This is a genomic window from Serratia sp. UGAL515B_01 (assembly GCF_033095805.1).
GTDB lineage: Bacteria > Pseudomonadota > Gammaproteobacteria > Enterobacterales > Enterobacteriaceae > Chania.
Genome location: NZ_CP109901.1, coordinates 358,049 through 376,543, shown reverse-complemented (window position 1 = coordinate 376,543; position 18,495 = coordinate 358,049). Strand labels below are relative to the sequence as shown.

General features: G+C 52.2%; 12 protein-coding genes and 1 pseudogene. All 13 read right to left on the bottom strand.

Annotated features, from left to right (window positions below; all coding sequences use genetic code 11):
- Positions 1–10: 10 nt before the first annotated feature.
- Entirely contained in the window at positions 11–835 is an 825-nt protein-coding gene (locus tag OK023_RS01905; RefSeq protein ID WP_317694515.1) for a TagK domain-containing protein, read from the bottom strand.
- A gap of 5 nt (positions 836–840) precedes the next feature.
- The gene (locus tag OK023_RS01900; protein WP_317694514.1) at positions 841–1,104 is read right to left on the bottom strand and encodes a PAAR domain-containing protein; all 264 of its coding nucleotides are present in this window, start codon (positions 1,102–1,104) and stop codon (positions 841–843) included.
- Positions 1,105–1,848: 744 nt separating this feature from the next.
- Positions 1,849–4,485, bottom strand: a pseudogene (locus OK023_RS01895) (type VI secretion system Vgr family protein); the annotation flags it as partial.
- A gap of 97 nt (positions 4,486–4,582) precedes the next feature.
- Positions 4,583–5,227 (bottom strand): hypothetical protein, encoded by a 645-nt coding sequence (locus tag OK023_RS01890; protein WP_317694513.1) that lies wholly within the window; start codon positions 5,225–5,227, stop codon positions 4,583–4,585.
- Positions 5,227–9,042: a type VI secretion system membrane subunit TssM gene (gene tssM, locus OK023_RS01885; protein WP_317694512.1), complete on the bottom strand. Its 3,816-nt coding sequence runs from the start codon at positions 9,040–9,042 to the stop codon at positions 5,227–5,229. The genes OK023_RS01890 and tssM overlap by 1 nt, the downstream gene beginning before the upstream one ends.
- Before the next feature lie 10 nt (positions 9,043–9,052).
- The gene (gene tssL, locus OK023_RS01880) at positions 9,053–10,405 is read right to left on the bottom strand and encodes a type VI secretion system protein TssL, long form (protein WP_317694511.1); all 1,353 of its coding nucleotides are present in this window, start codon (positions 10,403–10,405) and stop codon (positions 9,053–9,055) included.
- Complete coding sequence (gene tssK / locus OK023_RS01875) at positions 10,405–11,751, bottom strand: type VI secretion system baseplate subunit TssK (protein WP_317694509.1); 1,347 nt, start codon at positions 11,749–11,751, stop codon at positions 10,405–10,407. Before tssK ends, tssL begins: the two co-directional genes overlap by 1 nt.
- 3 nt (positions 11,752–11,754) lie before the next feature.
- Positions 11,755–12,303, bottom strand: coding sequence for a type VI secretion system lipoprotein TssJ (tssJ, locus tag OK023_RS01870; protein WP_317694508.1), 549 nt, complete (start codon positions 12,301–12,303; stop codon positions 11,755–11,757).
- A gap of 82 nt (positions 12,304–12,385) precedes the next feature.
- On the bottom strand, positions 12,386–12,871 hold the full coding sequence (locus OK023_RS01865) for an Hcp family type VI secretion system effector (RefSeq protein ID WP_317694507.1): 486 nt from the start codon (positions 12,869–12,871) through the stop codon (positions 12,386–12,388).
- Between the two features lie 181 nt (positions 12,872–13,052).
- Complete coding sequence (gene tssC / locus OK023_RS01860) at positions 13,053–14,555, bottom strand: type VI secretion system contractile sheath large subunit (RefSeq protein ID WP_317694506.1); 1,503 nt, start codon at positions 14,553–14,555, stop codon at positions 13,053–13,055.
- A 15-nt stretch (positions 14,556–14,570) separates the two neighbouring features.
- Complete coding sequence (tssB, locus tag OK023_RS01855) at positions 14,571–15,104, bottom strand: type VI secretion system contractile sheath small subunit (RefSeq protein WP_317694505.1); 534 nt, start codon at positions 15,102–15,104, stop codon at positions 14,571–14,573.
- Between the two features lie 148 nt (positions 15,105–15,252).
- Positions 15,253–15,855 (bottom strand): fimbrial protein, encoded by a 603-nt coding sequence (locus OK023_RS01850; RefSeq protein ID WP_317694504.1) that lies wholly within the window; start codon positions 15,853–15,855, stop codon positions 15,253–15,255.
- A complete protein-coding gene (locus OK023_RS01845) occupies positions 15,834–18,431 on the bottom strand; it encodes a fimbria/pilus outer membrane usher protein (protein ID WP_317694503.1) in 2,598 nt (865 codons plus the stop codon). The genes OK023_RS01850 and OK023_RS01845 overlap by 22 nt, the downstream gene beginning before the upstream one ends.
- Between the last annotated feature and the right edge of the window lie 64 nt (positions 18,432–18,495).

Genomic DNA, 18,495 nt, shown 5'->3' with positions numbered 1-18,495 from the left:
TCATTCACCATTAAAGATGGCTGTCCAGCCCGAGTTTATGCAGTTCCCGATAGAGCAAGTCCGATACCGCCGATCGGTTAATCCTCGCCAAATGCTCCGGCGCCAGCAAACTCAGCAAGTCGGGCTGTTCATCCTCGCTGATTTCTGCCTGGTTAAAGGCCACTAGCTCTTCTAACACACGTTCAATCAGGCTACCTTCGGCAAGGATGCATTCCACCATGGTTTTATCCCTGACACTCTCCATAATATTATCGAGAAAAGGATCGCGTGCGGGGAGCCGATTTTCCTGCTGTACATCCTGATTCAAAAAATTACGACTCTGATCGCCCCAGAGTAAAAAGCGTTTGTACTCAGCGCTCAGCTGCTTTAGCACATCTTCTTCTTCCGATGGAGCCCCATCAGATATCGCCATCGCAGCCTGCCATGGCGTATAGTGCCCACCGTGACTCAACAGATTCTCAAGCTCAGGAAACTCTTCCTGTGCATCAAACTCTGTCCTACTCTCATCAGGCGCAAGCGCTTCTTCCAGGGGTGCTATTGGGGTAACGCTTAGACTAAACTGGCCAGCTTGGATTGCCATACCGTAACGCAAGGGCATGCGGGTACCCGGCAACAACGGTTGGCTATTTACAGAACAAATGTACTCAGTACTGTGATATTCCATCACCAGTTCCGATCGCAACCAGTAAAAGCATAAGTAGCCCGCGGCCCCTGCTGGGCGGATCAGGCCGAAGTTCCCATGCTGCAGACAGAAGTAATACGCCTTTTCAGGCGTAAATGACTCATCCACCGGATACATCTGCGAAGTCGGTGGCCAGTTAATCTGCAGTTGCATACAGGTTAACCGATAAAAACGTTAGGTGAACCACATACAACCGCACCACCACACCCGCTAACATCACCGACACGCCCTGCTGGCAGGCTGTTGATGAATACCGAGCACGAGCCAGTTGCGAGCGCTGCCCCACCATGCAGTGGACAAGGTATCGCACTCTTGCCCGCTATGGCGGCAGGAAGATTGTTGATGAAAACATTGTGGGAGCCGGTGGCGATCACTCCGCCATCGGACGTTGCATCCCCTACTTTTGCTGCAGGAAGAGTCATAACTTTCCCTCCTATTGAGAGTTCTAAAAGCCCCTGCATCTGCAGGGGCCAGGTTAATCACACTTAAGCTTCCGGCGTCTGTGAGCCCGTCGGCTCTGGCGTCGTCGGCTCCGGCGTCGTCGGCTCTGGCGTCGTCGGCTCTGGCGTCGTCGGCTCTGGCGTCGTCGGCTCCGGCGTCGTCGGCTCCGGCGTCGTCGGCTCTGGCGTCGTCGGCTCTGGCGTCGTCGGCTCCGGCGTCGTCGGCTCTGGCGTCGTCGGCTCTGGCGTCGTCGGCTCTGGCGTCGTCGGCTCTGGCGTCGTCGGCTCTGGCGTCGTCGGCTCTGGCGTCGTCGGCTCTGGCGTCGTCGGCTCTGGCGTCGTCGGCTCTGGCGTCGTCGGCTCTGGCGTCGTCGGCTCTGGCGTCGTCGGCTCTGGCGTCGTCGGCTCTGGCGTCGTCGGCTCTGGCGTCGTCGGCTCTGGCGTCGTCGGCTCTGGCGTCGTCGGCTCTGGCGTCGTCGGCTCTGGCGTCGTCGGCTCTGGCGTCGTCGGCTCTGGCGTCGTCGGCTCTGGCGTCGTCGGCTCTGGCGTCGTCGGCTCTGGCGTCGTCGGCTCTGGCGTCGTCGGCTCTGGCGTCGTCGGCTCTGGCGTCGTCGGCTCTGGCGTCGTCGGCTCTGGCGTCGTCGGCTCCGGCGTCGTCGGCTCCGGCGTCGTCGGCTCTGGCGTCGTCGGCTCTGGCGTCGTCGGCTCCGGCGTCGTCGGCTCTGGCGTCGTCGGCTCTGGCGTCGTCGGCTCTGGCGTCGTCGGCTCTGGCGTCGTCGGCTCCGGCGTCGTCGGCTCTGGCGTCGTCGGCTCTGGCGTCGTCGGCTCCGGCGTCGTCGGCTCCGGCGTCGTCGGCTCCGGCGTCGTCGGCTCTGGCGTCGTCGGCTCTGGCGTCGTCGTCGTCGTCGTCGTCGGCTCTGGCGTCGTCGGCTCTGGCGTCGTCGGCTCTGGCGTCGTCGGCTCTGGCGTCGTCGGCTCTGGCGTCGTCGGCTCTGGCGTCGTCGGCTCTGGCGTCGTCGGCTCTGGCGTCGTCGGCTCTGGCGTCGTCGTCGTCGGCTCTGGCGTCTGTGAGCCCGTCGGCTCTGGCGTCGGTCCTGGAGGTCCTGGAGGTCCTGGAGGTCCTGGAGGTCCTGGAGGTCCTGGAGGTCCTGGTATCGGAATTGGTGGTAATGGAATCGGTAAGCCAATCCCCCCCACCAGAGATCTCGGCATTAACAACCCACCTAACCCCGCCAAGCTGGCAAGACCAGATAGCCCAACCCCTGCACCACTACCACCGCAATCGTCATCGCATGGATTGATCTCCACGCACTTACTGTCGATGATGATTTTGTCTTTACCAATGATTTTGATCACTTTGCCGGTCAGCAGCAATTTCCCACCGGAATCGATCGCTATTGCACCACCGGCACACAGCGTCGCGGCACCACCGGCAGTTGCCTGCCATGCTCCGCCTACGCTCGTACCATTATAACCGCCGACGTTTGTGAGGTTGGCCCCACCTACGTTGGTAGTCATCGCTCCCAGCACGTTAAATGCATGGAAACCCTGGATCATGTGGCACTGTGGTGCAGCAATCTTCAGTGAGAATTGCCCGACCACAAAGTGGGTCGCAGTACCGCCAACGATTTGAGTGTAATTAGCCCCAACCGAAACGGTACGGTTCACACCCACACTGAGCGTCGAGTTTACCCCAATGGTGTCTGAGGCATTCACCCCAACATTGCGGCTAAAGTTCACACCCACAAGCTCACTACGGTTTAAACCAACACTGAGATCAGAGTTGGAGCCAATCACGTGCTTTTCATCGTTCTTTGTCAGGCGTGACATATTACGTTCAGCCTGCTCCCAGTACTGTTCCAGACCGGGTTTATCTTCAAAACGAAGGCCGTTGTAATTAGTGAGTCCACCGCCCACCGTACGAGTTATCAAACCGCTTTGTGTCGCATTAGCAGGCAGATCCCACGGCGGCGGTGTAACGTTGTTATACAGGTTGCCAACAATTAACGGACGATCAGGATCACCATTGATAAAATCAACGATAACTTCATGGCCCACGCGTGGAATATAGATCGCACCGAAGCTGTTACCCGCCCAAGCTTGACTCACACGAAGCCAGCACGAGTCGGACTCTGTGTTTGTACCGTAACGGTCCCAGAGGAAACGCACTTTGACACGTGCATGTTCATCCGTCCAAATTTCCTCGCCTGGCGGGCCGACCACTATGGCATTCTGCGGGCCATGGGTCCAAGGTTTCTGAATAATTTGCGGATGACGATAAATTTTGCTGGTCGGCTGAACGGTAAACTGACAATGCACGCTGAACTGTTCATCGTGTGACAGTTGGTCCACTTCCTGTATCGTCAAGTGGCTAGAAATCACCATATATTCACGGTTGACTTTATCTACCGGGTAGCCTTCAAGCACAAAGTTAGTGCCACAGACCACACCACGCAACTCACCGCTACCAACCGCACGTGACCCTTGAGCACCACGCTCTTCGATACGGATCCGCGCCAACTGCTCGCCTATTGCCGTTTGATCGTAATCCCCTGGCCACTTATACAACTCCATATCGCTAAAGCTGGTCTTGCGCGGCTTTACATCAATGGCGAGAATATCTGCACGAGATTTGGTAAAGTCATAATCGTTGGTTACCCAACGCCCACTGGCCAGCGCTTCCTGATGATGGAATTGCGTGACATACTCTTCACCAGCCTTAGGAGCATCTGGTGAATACTCCAAAGTTCGGTAAGCTTCACTTGAGAAAGTTTTGTGCGCTCCAACGTGGTCAACCAAGATCAATTTTTGCTTCTGATCCTGATGCTCGAAGAACCAGTAGATACCCCACTCTTCCATCAATCTTTCGATGAAATCGAAATCGGTTTCACCGTATTGCACCTGAAAATCAAGTAGAGGATAACTCGAAGCCAGACGTTTCTCATAAGAGAAGCTATAATCTGCCAGCACCTCTTCAATGATATCGACCACAGATTTACTCTGGAAGATTTTATAATCGCTGGTTAATGTGCTCAGGTACAACCATGGGCGAATCACGATCTCAAACATCGCCTGGTTGGCATCTCGCCCAATATAACGCGCTTTCTCAACCAAGCCGGAAATTTCGCGTACGCCTTTACCCATACCCCTGGTTTCATCCAGGCCGTTTCCATCCAGCTCTATTTCAACCGTCATCTCTTTACCGATCAGTGCTTTGAGATCGATATTCGACGCAGTCTGCCAAGGAATTTGTGGATTGGCGGGTGTTTTCACCGTTAAGGTGTAAGTATAGAGGGTTGAAAAGGCTTCTTCACCTTCCAACCTTGTCAGCACCAGCGCAGGTTCACCCAATAATTGGGGCATCGCCGGGCTGCTCAGTGTTATTGTTCGCGACATAGTCATATTCAATGCCCTGGTTAATATCGCAAAGTGTGCAATTCACACTTTATTATTTGTCGGTTTACTCAAATCGGTTCATCTTTTGGGATTCAATTACTTTTCCATACCTGCTTTGCCTCCAGATCCAGATTGTTTCCTCGTTCCGAATGCAGCCAGGCCACTCCATCCATGGCATTGCATCCACTCCATGTTCACTGCCAATTTCAACATCCGCCTCACACCGTGCATCCCGCAACCCTTCCCACAACGGCAGTGTATTGCTACTTAGAGCAGGCCGTCCAGCGATCAACATTCGCTGCAACAGTTTGCACCAGTGGCGTATTTCTGCCTCGCGCTTAGCATCAATAACAACTGTCATTGGGCTGGTCAGCGTGCGAGCCAACCAGAACGGTAAGCTATCCCGCATACCTAGAGGGGGAAACAATCCTTCACCACTTACCACAGCATACAACGCCACTGGTGGTGTTGTACCCGGTAAAAAAGCCCCTATAACATAGTGTCTTGGCCATATCGCAGGTGCGGGAGCAGCAAAACTCCAGGGATAGTGCGCAAACACCGTTGATGTCATGTGCGAAGGTGCCATCTGCCGTGTCACTTGTTCCAACAGGGAAGATACTGCATGCCGCCCACGGTTAAGACGGACGAAACGTGGTAGCAGACTGGGCTTATCCGGGAGGCAAAGTTTGATCTTAGAGCGGCCAAACATCAGCCAGCATCCTTCTCATTGCTAGCTGGACAGCGGAAACTCCGCAAAACATCCCCCAAGTTCTGCCCGTCGACACGTAACCCCACAATTTCAAGCTCTACGCGATCTTTACCCATTTCCCAGCCCACCAACAACCCGTCGTCCCCAGACGTTTTGACCATGTCAGCATCATCCAGCCAACGTAACCAAGCCCAAGGACCACGATAGACGCGATCGGGCAACGCACTTGCCTGTTGGCGACGCGTTGTGGCACTGAGTAAAGTACCGCGTTGCGTCCCAGGCCAACTAAAGTCTTGCGGCACCACCGGACCATGTGCATAGGTGAGTCGGTTGCCGTCCATATTAAGAATAAATTGTAAGGCTGTCGGCGAAAGATATTGCACCGAAGCCGAAAAATTCAGCACCATTTTCCGACCATCGCCAGCAAAAAATGCGTTGCGTATGCGGCCAGCCTGCTCAAAAAATTCTAGGCCGGTGCTGTCCGCTGTTCCTTTGAAACGCCAGGGATGGGATGACGTATCCACTTTCGCTGCCAGATTTTGCTGGAACCAGCTATCAACGACTCCACCTGTGCCAAAAAAACGTTCAAAATCGGCAAGGGTCGCATTTTGGTTGCTGTCGGCAAATGGATAACGCCCCTGCAGGCTGGTACGGCAGATCTCCCCTGGCCCTTGATCGATCGATTCAGCACTCAGTTTGACAACGCGCTGTTTAATTTTATCGTAAAAACGCGTCAGCAAAGGTGAAACGATGCTCTTCACTGGCTCCGGCCACAAACCAGACTCAGCGGCCAAGCGAGCACTTTCGTCCGTTAACGGCGGAATATCGCCATAGGCAAAAGCACTGTTGTAGACAATAAATCGCGTATATTGATCGCTAAGCAACCGCATCACCTGACTAAATTGGGTGCCCTGGGCTTGGGCAAAGTCTGCCGCAGCACCGTCACCCTGCGATTCGCCCCGCACAAAATTACGCAACGCGCTGAAATTGTTATCTAGTTGCTGACGTACCAGTCGCTGTTCACGAAAGTGAAGCGTCTCCTGCAACTTTTTTGCCTGCTGTAACACCACCCCCTGATTCATTTGGTTACTCAACGCATTCGGAATAGCTTTAGCATCAGTGCCAAGTGTGGTTTCACTCACTGCGCGAGTTACCAAGTTACGCAAAGGGGAATTATCAGCCACCAGAGTGCGCAACAACGCAATATTAAGCGACGTACCTTGCGCTGTCGCTTGATCCTCCCCCCCGACAGAAATCAGTCGAATACTGTTAAGAAAGCGCTGCCAATATGCTGTGTACTCTTGCAAATAGTAGGTCGTCACATCGTCCCGAAATGCCAACGGATTAACTGAAGGCGAGGACTTCCCCATTACCCAGCCATCCTCGTTTTGCACTTTCAGGAGGGAGGATAACAGTTTTTTTTTAACTACTTCCCACCCCTCACGGGTATACATCCCTGGGATACCCTGTTGTTGCAACGTCGCATCGTCCAAGGTAAATACCAAAGGAGCTTGCCGCCCGATCAAAGTCCGCAGCGTCAAATTGGGGGGCGAATCTCCGAGCACTTCAACTCTCAACCGCTGCCACACACGTTCGCTTTCTGGTTTGGCACCCAACCGATCGCGCGCCGCTTTCACTAACTCAGGATCCAAAGCACTGCCATATTGACGCCAATCCGGGTGAGAGAACAAGGCATTCAGGTGCGCCACAAAAAGTGTACGCTCCTCAAAGGCGCCGATAGCTCCACTGCGCTCCCAACGTTCGGTGATTTGCTCAACCAACCACGGGGTATCTTGCGGTCCTGCTCCCCCTAACATTAGGTAGAGTTTCAAGGATTGCCATACCGCCACATCATTAGGTGATTGCAATGCGCTTTGCAGACCCAATGCTACCTGCTTTTCCAACTGTGGCAACAGATAACGCTGTAAGAAGAAGTGATATAACACATCACTACCGCGTGATACCGCTCTTCCAGTATAGAGCCCATACCGCCAATCAAGGGCAGGCTGGTCAAGATCCAGGCGCTCGTACAACGCCAAGTTTTGCGATGTACTGAGAACCTTCGGCAGCCATTGCTCTCCCGGATTTTTCAGATACTGTGTCACTTGCCCTGATAAAGTATCTAGCTTACTCGCCAGCACTTGCAAGTAATCACGGTTCAGATGGTAACTGGTCAGCAAAGCTACAAACAGCCAGGCAGCAACCCCCCAAGTCGCCAAATGTCCGAACACGTTCTGAAAGCGATGCGTTGACTGCACTGTAATATTATCAACAACGAGATCGCGATCCTTGGTAATGATGTCGCTAAACAAGCGGGTTAAAAAATAATGTTTGCCCCATGCCGTTTCAGACACCAACGCATCTTCCTCATCCACCTTGTGAGAAAGTGAGGTCGGCGTTTGCGGCTTGAGCTGATGTATCAAGTTGTTCCATTTTTGCAACAACGTGTTGTTATTGAGCAACCCTACCGTCTGTGGTTGGCAGCTACTCAGAAAATAAACACCGCGTAGCGTAGCGTGGAAATGACTTTCATCGTAACGCGAAGCAAAGAAGATATTTTGCAACACTTCCGTTAGCGTCTGTGCCAGCAAACGAAAATCCTGCGGCAACGCATACATACGTTTGCGATCGCCCACGTCATACTCTTCTTGCTGGCGCAGGTACATTACGCGGCTGATACGATTTTCCAGTAAGGTTAACTCTTGACCGAGCTGCGTTTTCAAAACTTCAGCACTTACGGGTTTTTCGTTATTCCACGGGAAAGTCATACCCCAGACTTGTTCGCGCTCAGTTTCCGTAAGATTACGGAAATACTCTTCAAAACCTGCCAGTAAATCCATTTTAGTCAGGGTGACATAGACTGGAAAACGTACACCCAACTGCTGGCGCAAACTATCCAGACGCGCACGTAGTGTTGCTGAGATAGTCAGCAGCTCTGTTTTACTTTTATTCAGAATATCAGCCACAGAGAGTGTCAACACTACACCATTTATCCCTTTGGCAGGACGGTGTCGTTTTAGCGACTTAACTAGGCTCATCCATTCTTGGTTAGCCAGTGGTGCTTCGCTGGCGTACTTACCAGAAGTATCCAGGAACAGTGCTTCATTAGTGAATAAGCATTCACAATGGGCCGTTGGCGGATTCTCTTTTCCTTTGCGATTCAACTGTTCAGGCAGCGGGAATTCCTGGCCTGAGGAGAAAAGCATAGACGTCTTACCTGCTCCCGGTGTCCCAAGCACTAAATACCATGGCAAGCCGCCACGACGATAGTCAATAGAGAAGAACCGACGCCAAGCAGGTAACGAACGGTGGATCCGGCGCATATAGCGCTCCCCACCCTCGATCACAGAATTGATCGCGGAGTACTCAGGACGCTCCTCTAATACTTCAACGGGCTTCTTCTTAATGAAATTATCAAGTAGCGTAGGGTCTAACGCTAGCGCACGTACCAGACGCCACAACCCATAAAGTATGGTGACCAGCAAGATCACAGCCATAACTAGGCCGCGACGCAGAGCACTTTCCAGCGGGTGTCCCTTACCGATTAACAGATAGGGGCCAATAATCCACACAGCAGCCAATACCAGCAGCGCCACAGCAACAAATAGCGGGATACGGTACCAATAAGCCAGTAACAGTAAAAACAGTACCAGCAACATGATGACGCGCCCTTCTACAGCTTCCAGAGGACGGGCATCACCAAATCCCAGCCACGGGCCGAGGAACCAGATGGCGGCAGCCAGCAGACCGAAGCAGGCTATCAGTAAGATGCGTTTTAAACCTTGGCCTGAAAACAATCGATTAAATACTGACATGACACGTCCATTAGTAAGTTACAGAAATTTCTACACGACGATTTTGTGCTCGCCCTTCTGCGGTATCGTTACTGGCAAGCGGCTCACCCTCACCTCGCCCTTCAAAGCGGATGCGATCGGCAGGGATACCTGCCTGTTGGAGCAATTGCGCCACACTCGCCGCTCGTTTCTCCGACAACACCTGGTTGTTCGGTAAACCCGGACGGTTGATCGGCGTACTATCGGTATAACCCACCACCACCACGCTCCCTTTCACTCGCTGGATCTCCTCCGCCACGCGCTTGAGCACTGGCAACATCTCTGGCTTCACGCTGACGGCGCCGACCCTAAACATCGAGTCTCCCCGGAAGGTCACCTTACTGTTACCCGCCGTTTCATCAACACTCACCAGCTTTTGCGCTATCTCCGCCTTCAACAGTATCGCCAAACGCAATCGTTCCGGGGCAACCGGGGCACTGACCGGCTGAGCCTCAGGCTGACGCATCAGGGCCTTCATCTCTTCAAGCAGTTCACCTTGCGGCACCATCAGCAGGTATTTGAACGTGATAAAGCTGCTCACCACCAACACGCCTGCAAACAGCAGTGATACCCGCACCGGCACAAAAAAACGCTGCTGCTTCTTTACCTCACGCTGTGGGAGTGCATGTACTGACAGCGCCCCCACCGTGCTGTCTCGCGTGCTTTGCAACAGCGTCAGCAAACGTTGACGTATTTTCGTCAGTTGGCGTTCACCGTTTTCAATGATGCTGTAACGCCCTTCAAAACCCAGTCCCATGATGCGCAACAGGATTTCCAGAACATCGGCATACTCCTGTGGACTCATCGACAACCGGCCTACCAGCAGGAAGAACTTGTTACCGCCGTCGTTATCCCCTTCGAAGTGGTTGAGCAGGTTGCTCTGTGACCACCCCATGTCCATGCCCCAACGCCGGGCATGTGCCGCTTCATCCAGCGCCGTGCAGATACAGTAGCGGACTATCGCCATTTTCTTCCACGAAAGGTCCGCCTCGTCGCACACCACACTGAACAGCGTGATCTCATTCTTCAGGCTCTGCTTGAGCAGCGACGCCTGATCGCGGTCTTCTACCTCGTCAGGCATGTCACTCAGCGCACGTAACAGCGGCTCCGCGGCTTCAAGCAACGGGGTCGATGACGCCCGCACCGCGGCCACGCGCTGTTGCACACTCTCTCTACGCAGTTGACTGGCGTCATAACGGGTGCCGGCATCGTTACCGTATCCCCCTGTCGGGCTTTGGCTGTCCAGCAAGAAATGGCCCAGCGCTTGTGCATGGGGTTCGCTGGTGCTTTTTGGGGAAAACGCCGAGAAATCCCCGTTCAGGTTCGCTTCGCTGCTATCACTCATCAGTCTCTAATACCCCAGAGCTCCATTTTCAACCCAGGGAAGTTACCCGCCACGTGTGTGGCTATGGCCCCTGTGCTGGCAATTTTGTCCCAAAAAGGTTCACTCTTCATTAATTCGAAGTAGACGTATCCTGCCGTATAGGGGATTTGGCGCGGTGGCACCGGCAACGCATGGATCTCCAATCCCGGCAGGTGAGAACGCACCAGCTCGTGCAACTGCTGCGGTGCACTGAATTTGGCCTGTGCTGCGTACTGATGTTGCAACACATCCATCGGTAACTGCGCCGACACCGCCAATACCAGGCTTGAGAAGCTGCGCAATTCACCCGGGAGCATCGAAGCCGACCACACGCCGTTGCCACGCGGCTCCAGCGGGATCATCTGACCGGCACGGACCAGGATCTGGTTGAGCAGATCGTGGATATCATCCACCAACGGGCGGATCGACGGGTACAGCCGCGCATGGTCGTAGCCGGGCGCCGGACGCGGACGGCGGGTCTTGACCCGAATGAACGTTGACAGCTCACCGGCAAATTTGGCCAACTCCTGGTACAGCGTGATCGGCGGCAGTTCCGGAATATGCCGTAAATGGTCGAGTATCGGTTCGTATTTATTGAAGATCTGCAGCAGCAGGTAATCAACAATTTCCGCACTGGCGCTGGCTTTGCCGTCGCTGTTGGACAGACGCTGCGCCAGCATCTCGGCACGCATCTTGACCAAGCCATTTAGATGGGTCAACCATTCGGTCAGCAAATCATTGGCCGCGTAGCCCGTGACCGGCGGAATGTAGTCTTCGGTGTGCAGCAGTACGCTGCCATCCGGTTGTATCGCACGCACACGCGTTAATGGCAAACCAATCCAGGACTCGGTCATCTCAGTCTCCGAGAGCAATCGCAGGCGCAACTGCGCCAGTTGCACCGGTTTTGGCCCTTGACGAATGGCGTTGGTATCATTGAGTTCTGCTTCCTGCGCCTTGAAACGCGCCAATGAACTCAGGTCATACTCGTCAAAAATCGTTTCATCACTGTTATCTAAGCGTAGCGGGACAGCCAGATAAATCAACTTTCCCAGGTGATCTGGCGTGATGGTCAGCGGCTCTGGCAGGGCGGCATGGCCCGGCATATCAAACGGCGTACCGTCGGGCAACACACCCCGGCCGGAGCGCATCACCAGTTTGCCGTACGATAACGCTTCATTATCCACTTCGTATTGGGCAAATCCCCAGAAAAAAGGGGTAATGGTAGCAGCACGCTTATGGGCGTAATACTCGAGATAGCGTTCTTGTTGCTGGAAAAGTTGCGGACGAAGAAAAAGGCCTTCACTCCAGACGACTTTGTTTGTTCTCACGGCTTAATCCATTATTTTAATTGATGTAGTCAGATGTTCCATACGAACCAACATGTTAGGCTGCCAGGCATCATTGCTTGACCACCAGTTACTGTACCAAGGCGTTTCGGGCCTGGGTGGAATAATATAAAACACTCGCCATTCTGCTGCCGAAATGTCCCGGTACGCCGTGACCACGCCAATGGCAGTGGTTTCTTGATTAACCGGTAGCGTTATTTCTTTTTTTTCTCCGGGCACCATGATGGCGTCATAACTCTTGTGCGTCTGGTTTTTTGCCTCAGTGCCATCACTCAGACCAAAAAAATCACTAGCAAGGAATTCGTCACTTAACGTCAATTGATAGAGGGTAACGCGCACCGGACTCGGCTTGCCATTCTCATTAGGATTGACGTCCTTGGCGGTTTGTAATGTCACATGCACGCTCTGTGCACGGTTATCTGGAGGCGGTTTTGAACTGCAGGCGGTTAACCACAGAGCAACCAGTACCACCCACACGCTATGCCGCCGGCCTTGGTAACACGTCATGGTTTTTTTCAGGCATTTACTCGCCATTGTTGCACGCCTTATCCCGACAAATGCACGTAAACCCTACCACCCAATAAATGGGTGGCAGGGTAACAACAGACGACAATAATTAGCCGTGCAGGTTGGCTTTCACGTCATAGCTGGCAGAAATCACACCAGATTTATGACCTTCAGCATTCTGCATCACGTAATCTTGTGTCATTTTTGTGAAGGAGAAACGCACTTCTTCACGTGGACGGGTTTCGTCCTGGACAGAACCGGCCATCGCAACACGAGTGATAATCACATCGGTGAACTTGATGATCAGGAACTCAAGAGGGTCACCACCCGCTTTACGCACTACGAACTGGATGTTTTTAATGTGCTTGCCTGACAGGCAGTAGCTCAGCAGGTTAGGGCTGGCTTTATCCATGTAGTGTTCAAAACAGAAATCCGCTACGGTCGCTTTACCCGAACCACCGCCAGAGCCGCTGTGCATGTTAGAATGCTGTGACACATCCCAATTCCAGCCCAGTACCTGGATTTCGTTTTTATGAGTGGTATCTAAAGACTCCCCTTCAATACCGTCGATCTTAATAAACATATCTTGTGCCATAATATCCTCTTTTATGCACGTTAATTATATTTCCAATGCGTCCTCCTGGACGCTTTGAATGTCAGCAGCCCCGGTGCTGAAACCAGCACACAATGCTCCCTATACGGAGGGTAATGGAAACCATTACCTATCTTTTTTTACTACTACTGATACGCTGCTTGATAGCAGCGTTATCGGGTCTTTAAGCGACGTCTTTCACTGATGGCAGTTTAGCAACCATACGCAGAGAAACCGTCAGCCCTTCCAACTGGAAGTGTGGCCGCAGGAAGAATTTCGCCTGGTAATAGCCTGGGTTACCTTCCACATCCTCGACAACCACTTCTGCCGCCGCCAGTGGACGACGAGCTTTGATGTCTAACGAAGAGTTGGCTGGGTCACCGTCAACATAGTTCATTACCCAATCGTTCAACCAGCGCTGCATCTCGTCACGCTCTTTGAATGTACCGATCTTGTCACGCACGATGCACTTCAGATAGTGGGCAAAACGCGAACAGGCGAACAGGTACGGCAGACGTGCTGACAGATTGGCGTTGGCCGTTGCATCCGCATCGTAATATTCTGCCGGCTTCTGCAAGGACTGTGCACCGATGAAGGCAGCATAGTCGGTGTTTTTACGGTGTACCAACGGGATGAAACCGTTTTTCGCCAGCTCCGCTTCACGACGGTCAGAAATGGCGATCTCGGTCGGGCACTTCATGTCCACGCCGCCATCGTCGGTTGGGAAGGTATGGCACGGCAAACCTTCAACCACACCACCACTTTCTACACCGCGGATCAGGGTACACCAGCCGTACTCTTTGAAAGAGCGGTTGATGTTGACGGCCATAGCGTAAGCGGCGTTAGCCCAGGCATATTTGCTGTGATCTGCCCCATCAGTGGTCTCTTCGAAATGGAAGGCATCCACTGGGTTAGTCTTGATACCGTATGGCAGGCGTGCCAGGAAACGTGGCATGGCCAGACCGATGTAGCGTGAATCTTCCGACTGACGCAGGGAGTTCCAGGCTGCATATTCCAGGTTCTGCGTGAAGATTTTGGTCAGGTCACGCGGATTGGACAGCTCTTGCCATGAATCCATCTGCAGCACATTCGGTGATGCGCCAGTAATGAACGGTACGTGGGCCGATGCGGCCACTTTACCGATAGAGGCCAACAGATCCACATCAGGCGCGGTATGGTCGAAGTAGTAGTCCGCGACCAGACAGCCATAGGGTTCACCACCCAGTTGACCATACTCTTCTTCGTACACTTTCTTGAACAGTGGGCTCTGATCCCAGGCGATCCCCTTGTAGCGCTTCATGTTGCGGCGCAGTTCTTCCTTGGAGATGTCCATAAAGCGCAGTTTGAGCTTCTCATCTGTCTCGGTGTTAAAGACCAGGTGATTCAGGCCACGCCAGGCACTCTCCAACGCCTGATACTCGCTGTGATGCAGGATCAGGTTAATCTGTTCGGACAGTTTGCGATCAATTTCAGCAATGATCGAGGCAATGCTTTTATACGCATCGTCAGAGACCGTGACGCTGTTTGCCAACGCCTGCTCTGCCAGCGTTTTTACTGCGCCTTCAACGGCAGATTTAGTCTGCTCTGATTTGGCTTTAAATTCTTTCGTCAATAAAGAATTGAAGTCGTCAAAGCGGGTAACTTCCGCTGCCGGGCTCTGATTTACCTTAGTTTGCGATGTAGACATAATACCCTCTTTCACTTAGTCTTCCTGATCCACATTAGTATCGGCAGCCTTGGCTTCTTTAGGCGCGGATGCCAGTGCTTTCAGCAAGGATTGATCCTTGAGCAGTGCCATCACCAACTCTTCTGCACCGGCTTTACCGTCCATATAGGTTTGTAAATTTGCCAACTGGGTGCGTGCATCCAGCAATTGCGAGAGGGAATCGACCTTTTTCGCGACAGCGTCCGGCGAAAAATCACTCATGCTTTCAAAGGTGATGTCGACCATCAGCTGCCCTTCACCGGTCAGCGTATTCGGCACCGCAAAAGCGACACGTGGACGCATGGCCTTCATACGCTCATCGAAGTTATCGATGTCGATACTCAGGAAATGGCGGTCGGCTACCGAAGGGAGAGGCTCAAGCGGCTTACCGGATAAATCAGCCATCACGCCCATAACGAATGGCAGTTCAACTTTTTTCTCGGAACCGTAGATTTCCACATCGTACTCAATCTGCACGCGAGGAGCTCGGTTCCGCGCAATAAACTTTTGCGAGCTATTTTTACTGACCATAGTGCTTTCAATACCTTTAACTGATGTTGTCTTTTTTAAAGACTCAGAGACTAGTCCGAGCCGGCGGAATAAAGCTTTGCTAATAAATAATTTGCCTATGAACCGTCATATTTGAAGTCGTATCTTCAACTATTTAGGGCATATAGCCTCAGTTATAACGAAGCTCTATGCCAGCAAGAGTATTTACCAGCCCTGGAGTGACAGTCCCTGCCCCTTTAGCGTAATAACTGGCGATGTAATACTGGGTTACTTCCCTGCCGTCAGCCGGAATAGCGTATTGTTGAAAAGTGCTACTATCATTAATACGCAGCTGGTTATTAGGCACACTACGCAGGCGTACCTGCACTCCCTGACTCATCCCCAGACCTGTGCTATTCATCAGGTTGCCAGTGGTGAGATCAGGATCAATTCCAACGGAAACGAAAGATAGATTGATATTTGTGTTCGGCGGACAAGCGCTGAGAGAAATATCAAATTGCGTGCTTCCTGCCTCGCTGCCGTCAACTTGCAATTCGCTCGCCGGTATTCTAGGCAATCCAACAATGGCATTAGAACCTTTTCCGTCAATGCTGACTTGACAAGTATTTTCGAGGTAAACACCGGTAAACTTCACCGGGATTTTGCAGTCACCGCTACCATTACATGACTGGCCTACAGCAAACACTGGTGTAACAAAAGAAAAACTTGCCCCCAACAGTACTCCTGCTACCAGCCAGCCTTGCGGCAATCCTACTGGCCGTTTCGCAAACATGTCATCTCCATTTGAATAATCTCCGTTGTCCCTAACTTAGCTGACTGACTGGAGGTTGGCTTACAGCGTAGTTTCACTCCATCGATCACGGCGTAAAGTGCTTCTTTCTCAGGCTGCCAACCACGAATAAACAACTGACCAGCTTGTCCAATAATACCTTTGCTTATTCCCTTTTCATCCTGCAATTCTGTACCTATCGGCAACAGCTTCTGCTTCTCGTCACGAACCGTCAGCACCATTGGTGAGCCACTGATCGTCTTCATATCAACGGATATTGCGGCACCTTGGCGCGGCACAACGACCTTTTCGTTTTCCAGTACGTCAACGGTGTCTGGCAATCCACGAGCATCCAGAGAAACCGTATTTTTGCGATAAGGTGTCAGTGAAGGCATAATTGCATAGCCACGGCTGTCAATTTCTGCGCCTTGCCCATTCTCTATGCGTGCACCAGTCGCTCCTGGTGCTCCAATGATGGCAAAAGGTGCATCGCCAATGGTTGGACCTGCCGTCACGCCGCCTTTGTGGGCCACTAAGCTGCCATTAGCAAACAATGAAAACTGTTGCGTGTTACGGTTATTCGCGGAACCTGATATACCATAGCTACCGGTTCCTGAGCGGTAATTCATATTACCCGTTACAGCTGTAGCACTGCTGGTGTTAGGACTGCTGCCAAAAGATCCACCTACACCATAGGTCAATTCATTACGTTCGCCCTGGCTGCCGTTTACCAGCGTCTGGAACTGCGTATTTCCGCTGCCGTCACGGCTAGCTGTACTATAAACAGAGCTAAACAACGGCTTAGTATAACCAGGTTTACTTAACGGCACGTTAACAGAAAGCAACAAGTTGCTTTCCTCATTGCCGTCTTGGTTTTGCGTACGTGCGGCAGTCACGCCATAACTGAAATGACGCAAGGACTGGTTAAAAGTCACGGAATACTGGCGTGCACTCCCCCTTCCGTCCCAATAAGTGTACAAACTACCGTTAAAAAACAATGTGATACTGTCAGTTACCTTCTGTGACAACGTCGCGGAGAAACGCTGACGAGCACGGTAATCAACATTGTTAGTACTTACGTTCCCATCCCGTTGCCGTGAAGCATCACGGAAAGAGTAAAACCCGCTTGAGGAGTAGCGATAAGCTGCCAGTGACACGTTAGTATCAGTGCTATCAAGATACTTGCTGTAAGTGACCTGATAACTGTTACCTGAAGCACTTTCGCCATCACGCAGGTCACTTTTCGCATGTGTGATGTCAAAAGCAATACCACCGATAGGCGTATTGAATGCACTCCCAACTGCAGCAGCAATATATTTCGCCGCTACTTGTACACCACCATACAATGTCCAGCTATTTGACATACCACGACGATAGGTACCCTGAAGAATAGCAGGATAGCTGTCCACATCGTTGTCTTTCAATTGCCCCGCAGAGACGGCAAAATTCGAAACACCTTCGCGCAACAATATTGGCGGCACAGAAAATGAAATGGTTTGTTGGCGTTCACGACCATCCGCTTCGGTAACAATTAAGGTCACATCTGTACCTTGACCTATATTGGCATCATTGATCTCGAACGGCCCAGGTGGTACCACGGTTTCGAAGATCATCTGACCACGCTGCATTACCCTTACACGCGCGTTAGTTTCCGCTACACCACGCAGAATAGGGGAGTAGTTACGCAACGAGTCTGGCAGCATGCTGTCTTCAGAATGCAGTAACACTCCGCGCAAACCATAGCTGTCGAACACATCACCGACAGTATTTGCCTCACCCAAAACCAGCTCGCTCTTCAGTGAAGTAATGTCACGTGCGGCGTAGCCGTAAAGGTTATCGGTCTTCAGCGAACTATTGTTCTGCCAACTGCTATTGATTTTCTTACGAAAACGCCAATCACCGTAGTTGAAACCTGCGCTGAGCATGACATTGCCGCTGTTGTCGGAATTACGATCTCTTCCCGCACTTGCGCCTTGGAAGCTAGAGTAAAAGTTACCCGTGTAATCCAGGAAGCCAACGGTGTCACCTTTCTCCCACAGGCTAGGATCGATGTAGCCACGCGGTAAAACCTTCACGTAGAGCTGAGGAATTGTCAAATCCAGCACAAAGTCGCCACTGTTGTAACTGCTCTTCGAGAGCGAAATCCACTCGTCTATGCGTGCACACCCTGATTCGGCAGCTTGCAGGCGTTCGGGCGTTTTCTCAGCCACGAGGCCTAATTGCTCTAATTGAGCAGCAGTGAAACAAGGTTCAGCGCTGGTTTTATTTGGGGGTGTCATAAAGGCTATTGTTTGCTTGCCTCTATTTTCACCATTAACCACGACAGTGACATCGTACTGTCCCGGTGATACTGGGTTGCTTTCACTAAAACGCGATACATCGACGTCCGAACCACGAATGAACATCGGATTATAATCCACATTCATGGTTTCATTATCGCCGGCGTTCGGTTTATTAGGCTCAGTGGCTGCCAAACCGCGTTGGCAGAACAACACTGTGCTAATCAGTGTCAACGTCAGTGGTACTGACGTTGAGCGTTTTCTTTCAGTTTTAATATGTCCTACCTTCGAGAGCTTCACTCGCAAAACTCCATTTGCTACGAGCCAGACGTCCTTGAACGATGTCATCATATAGCTCTGTGCA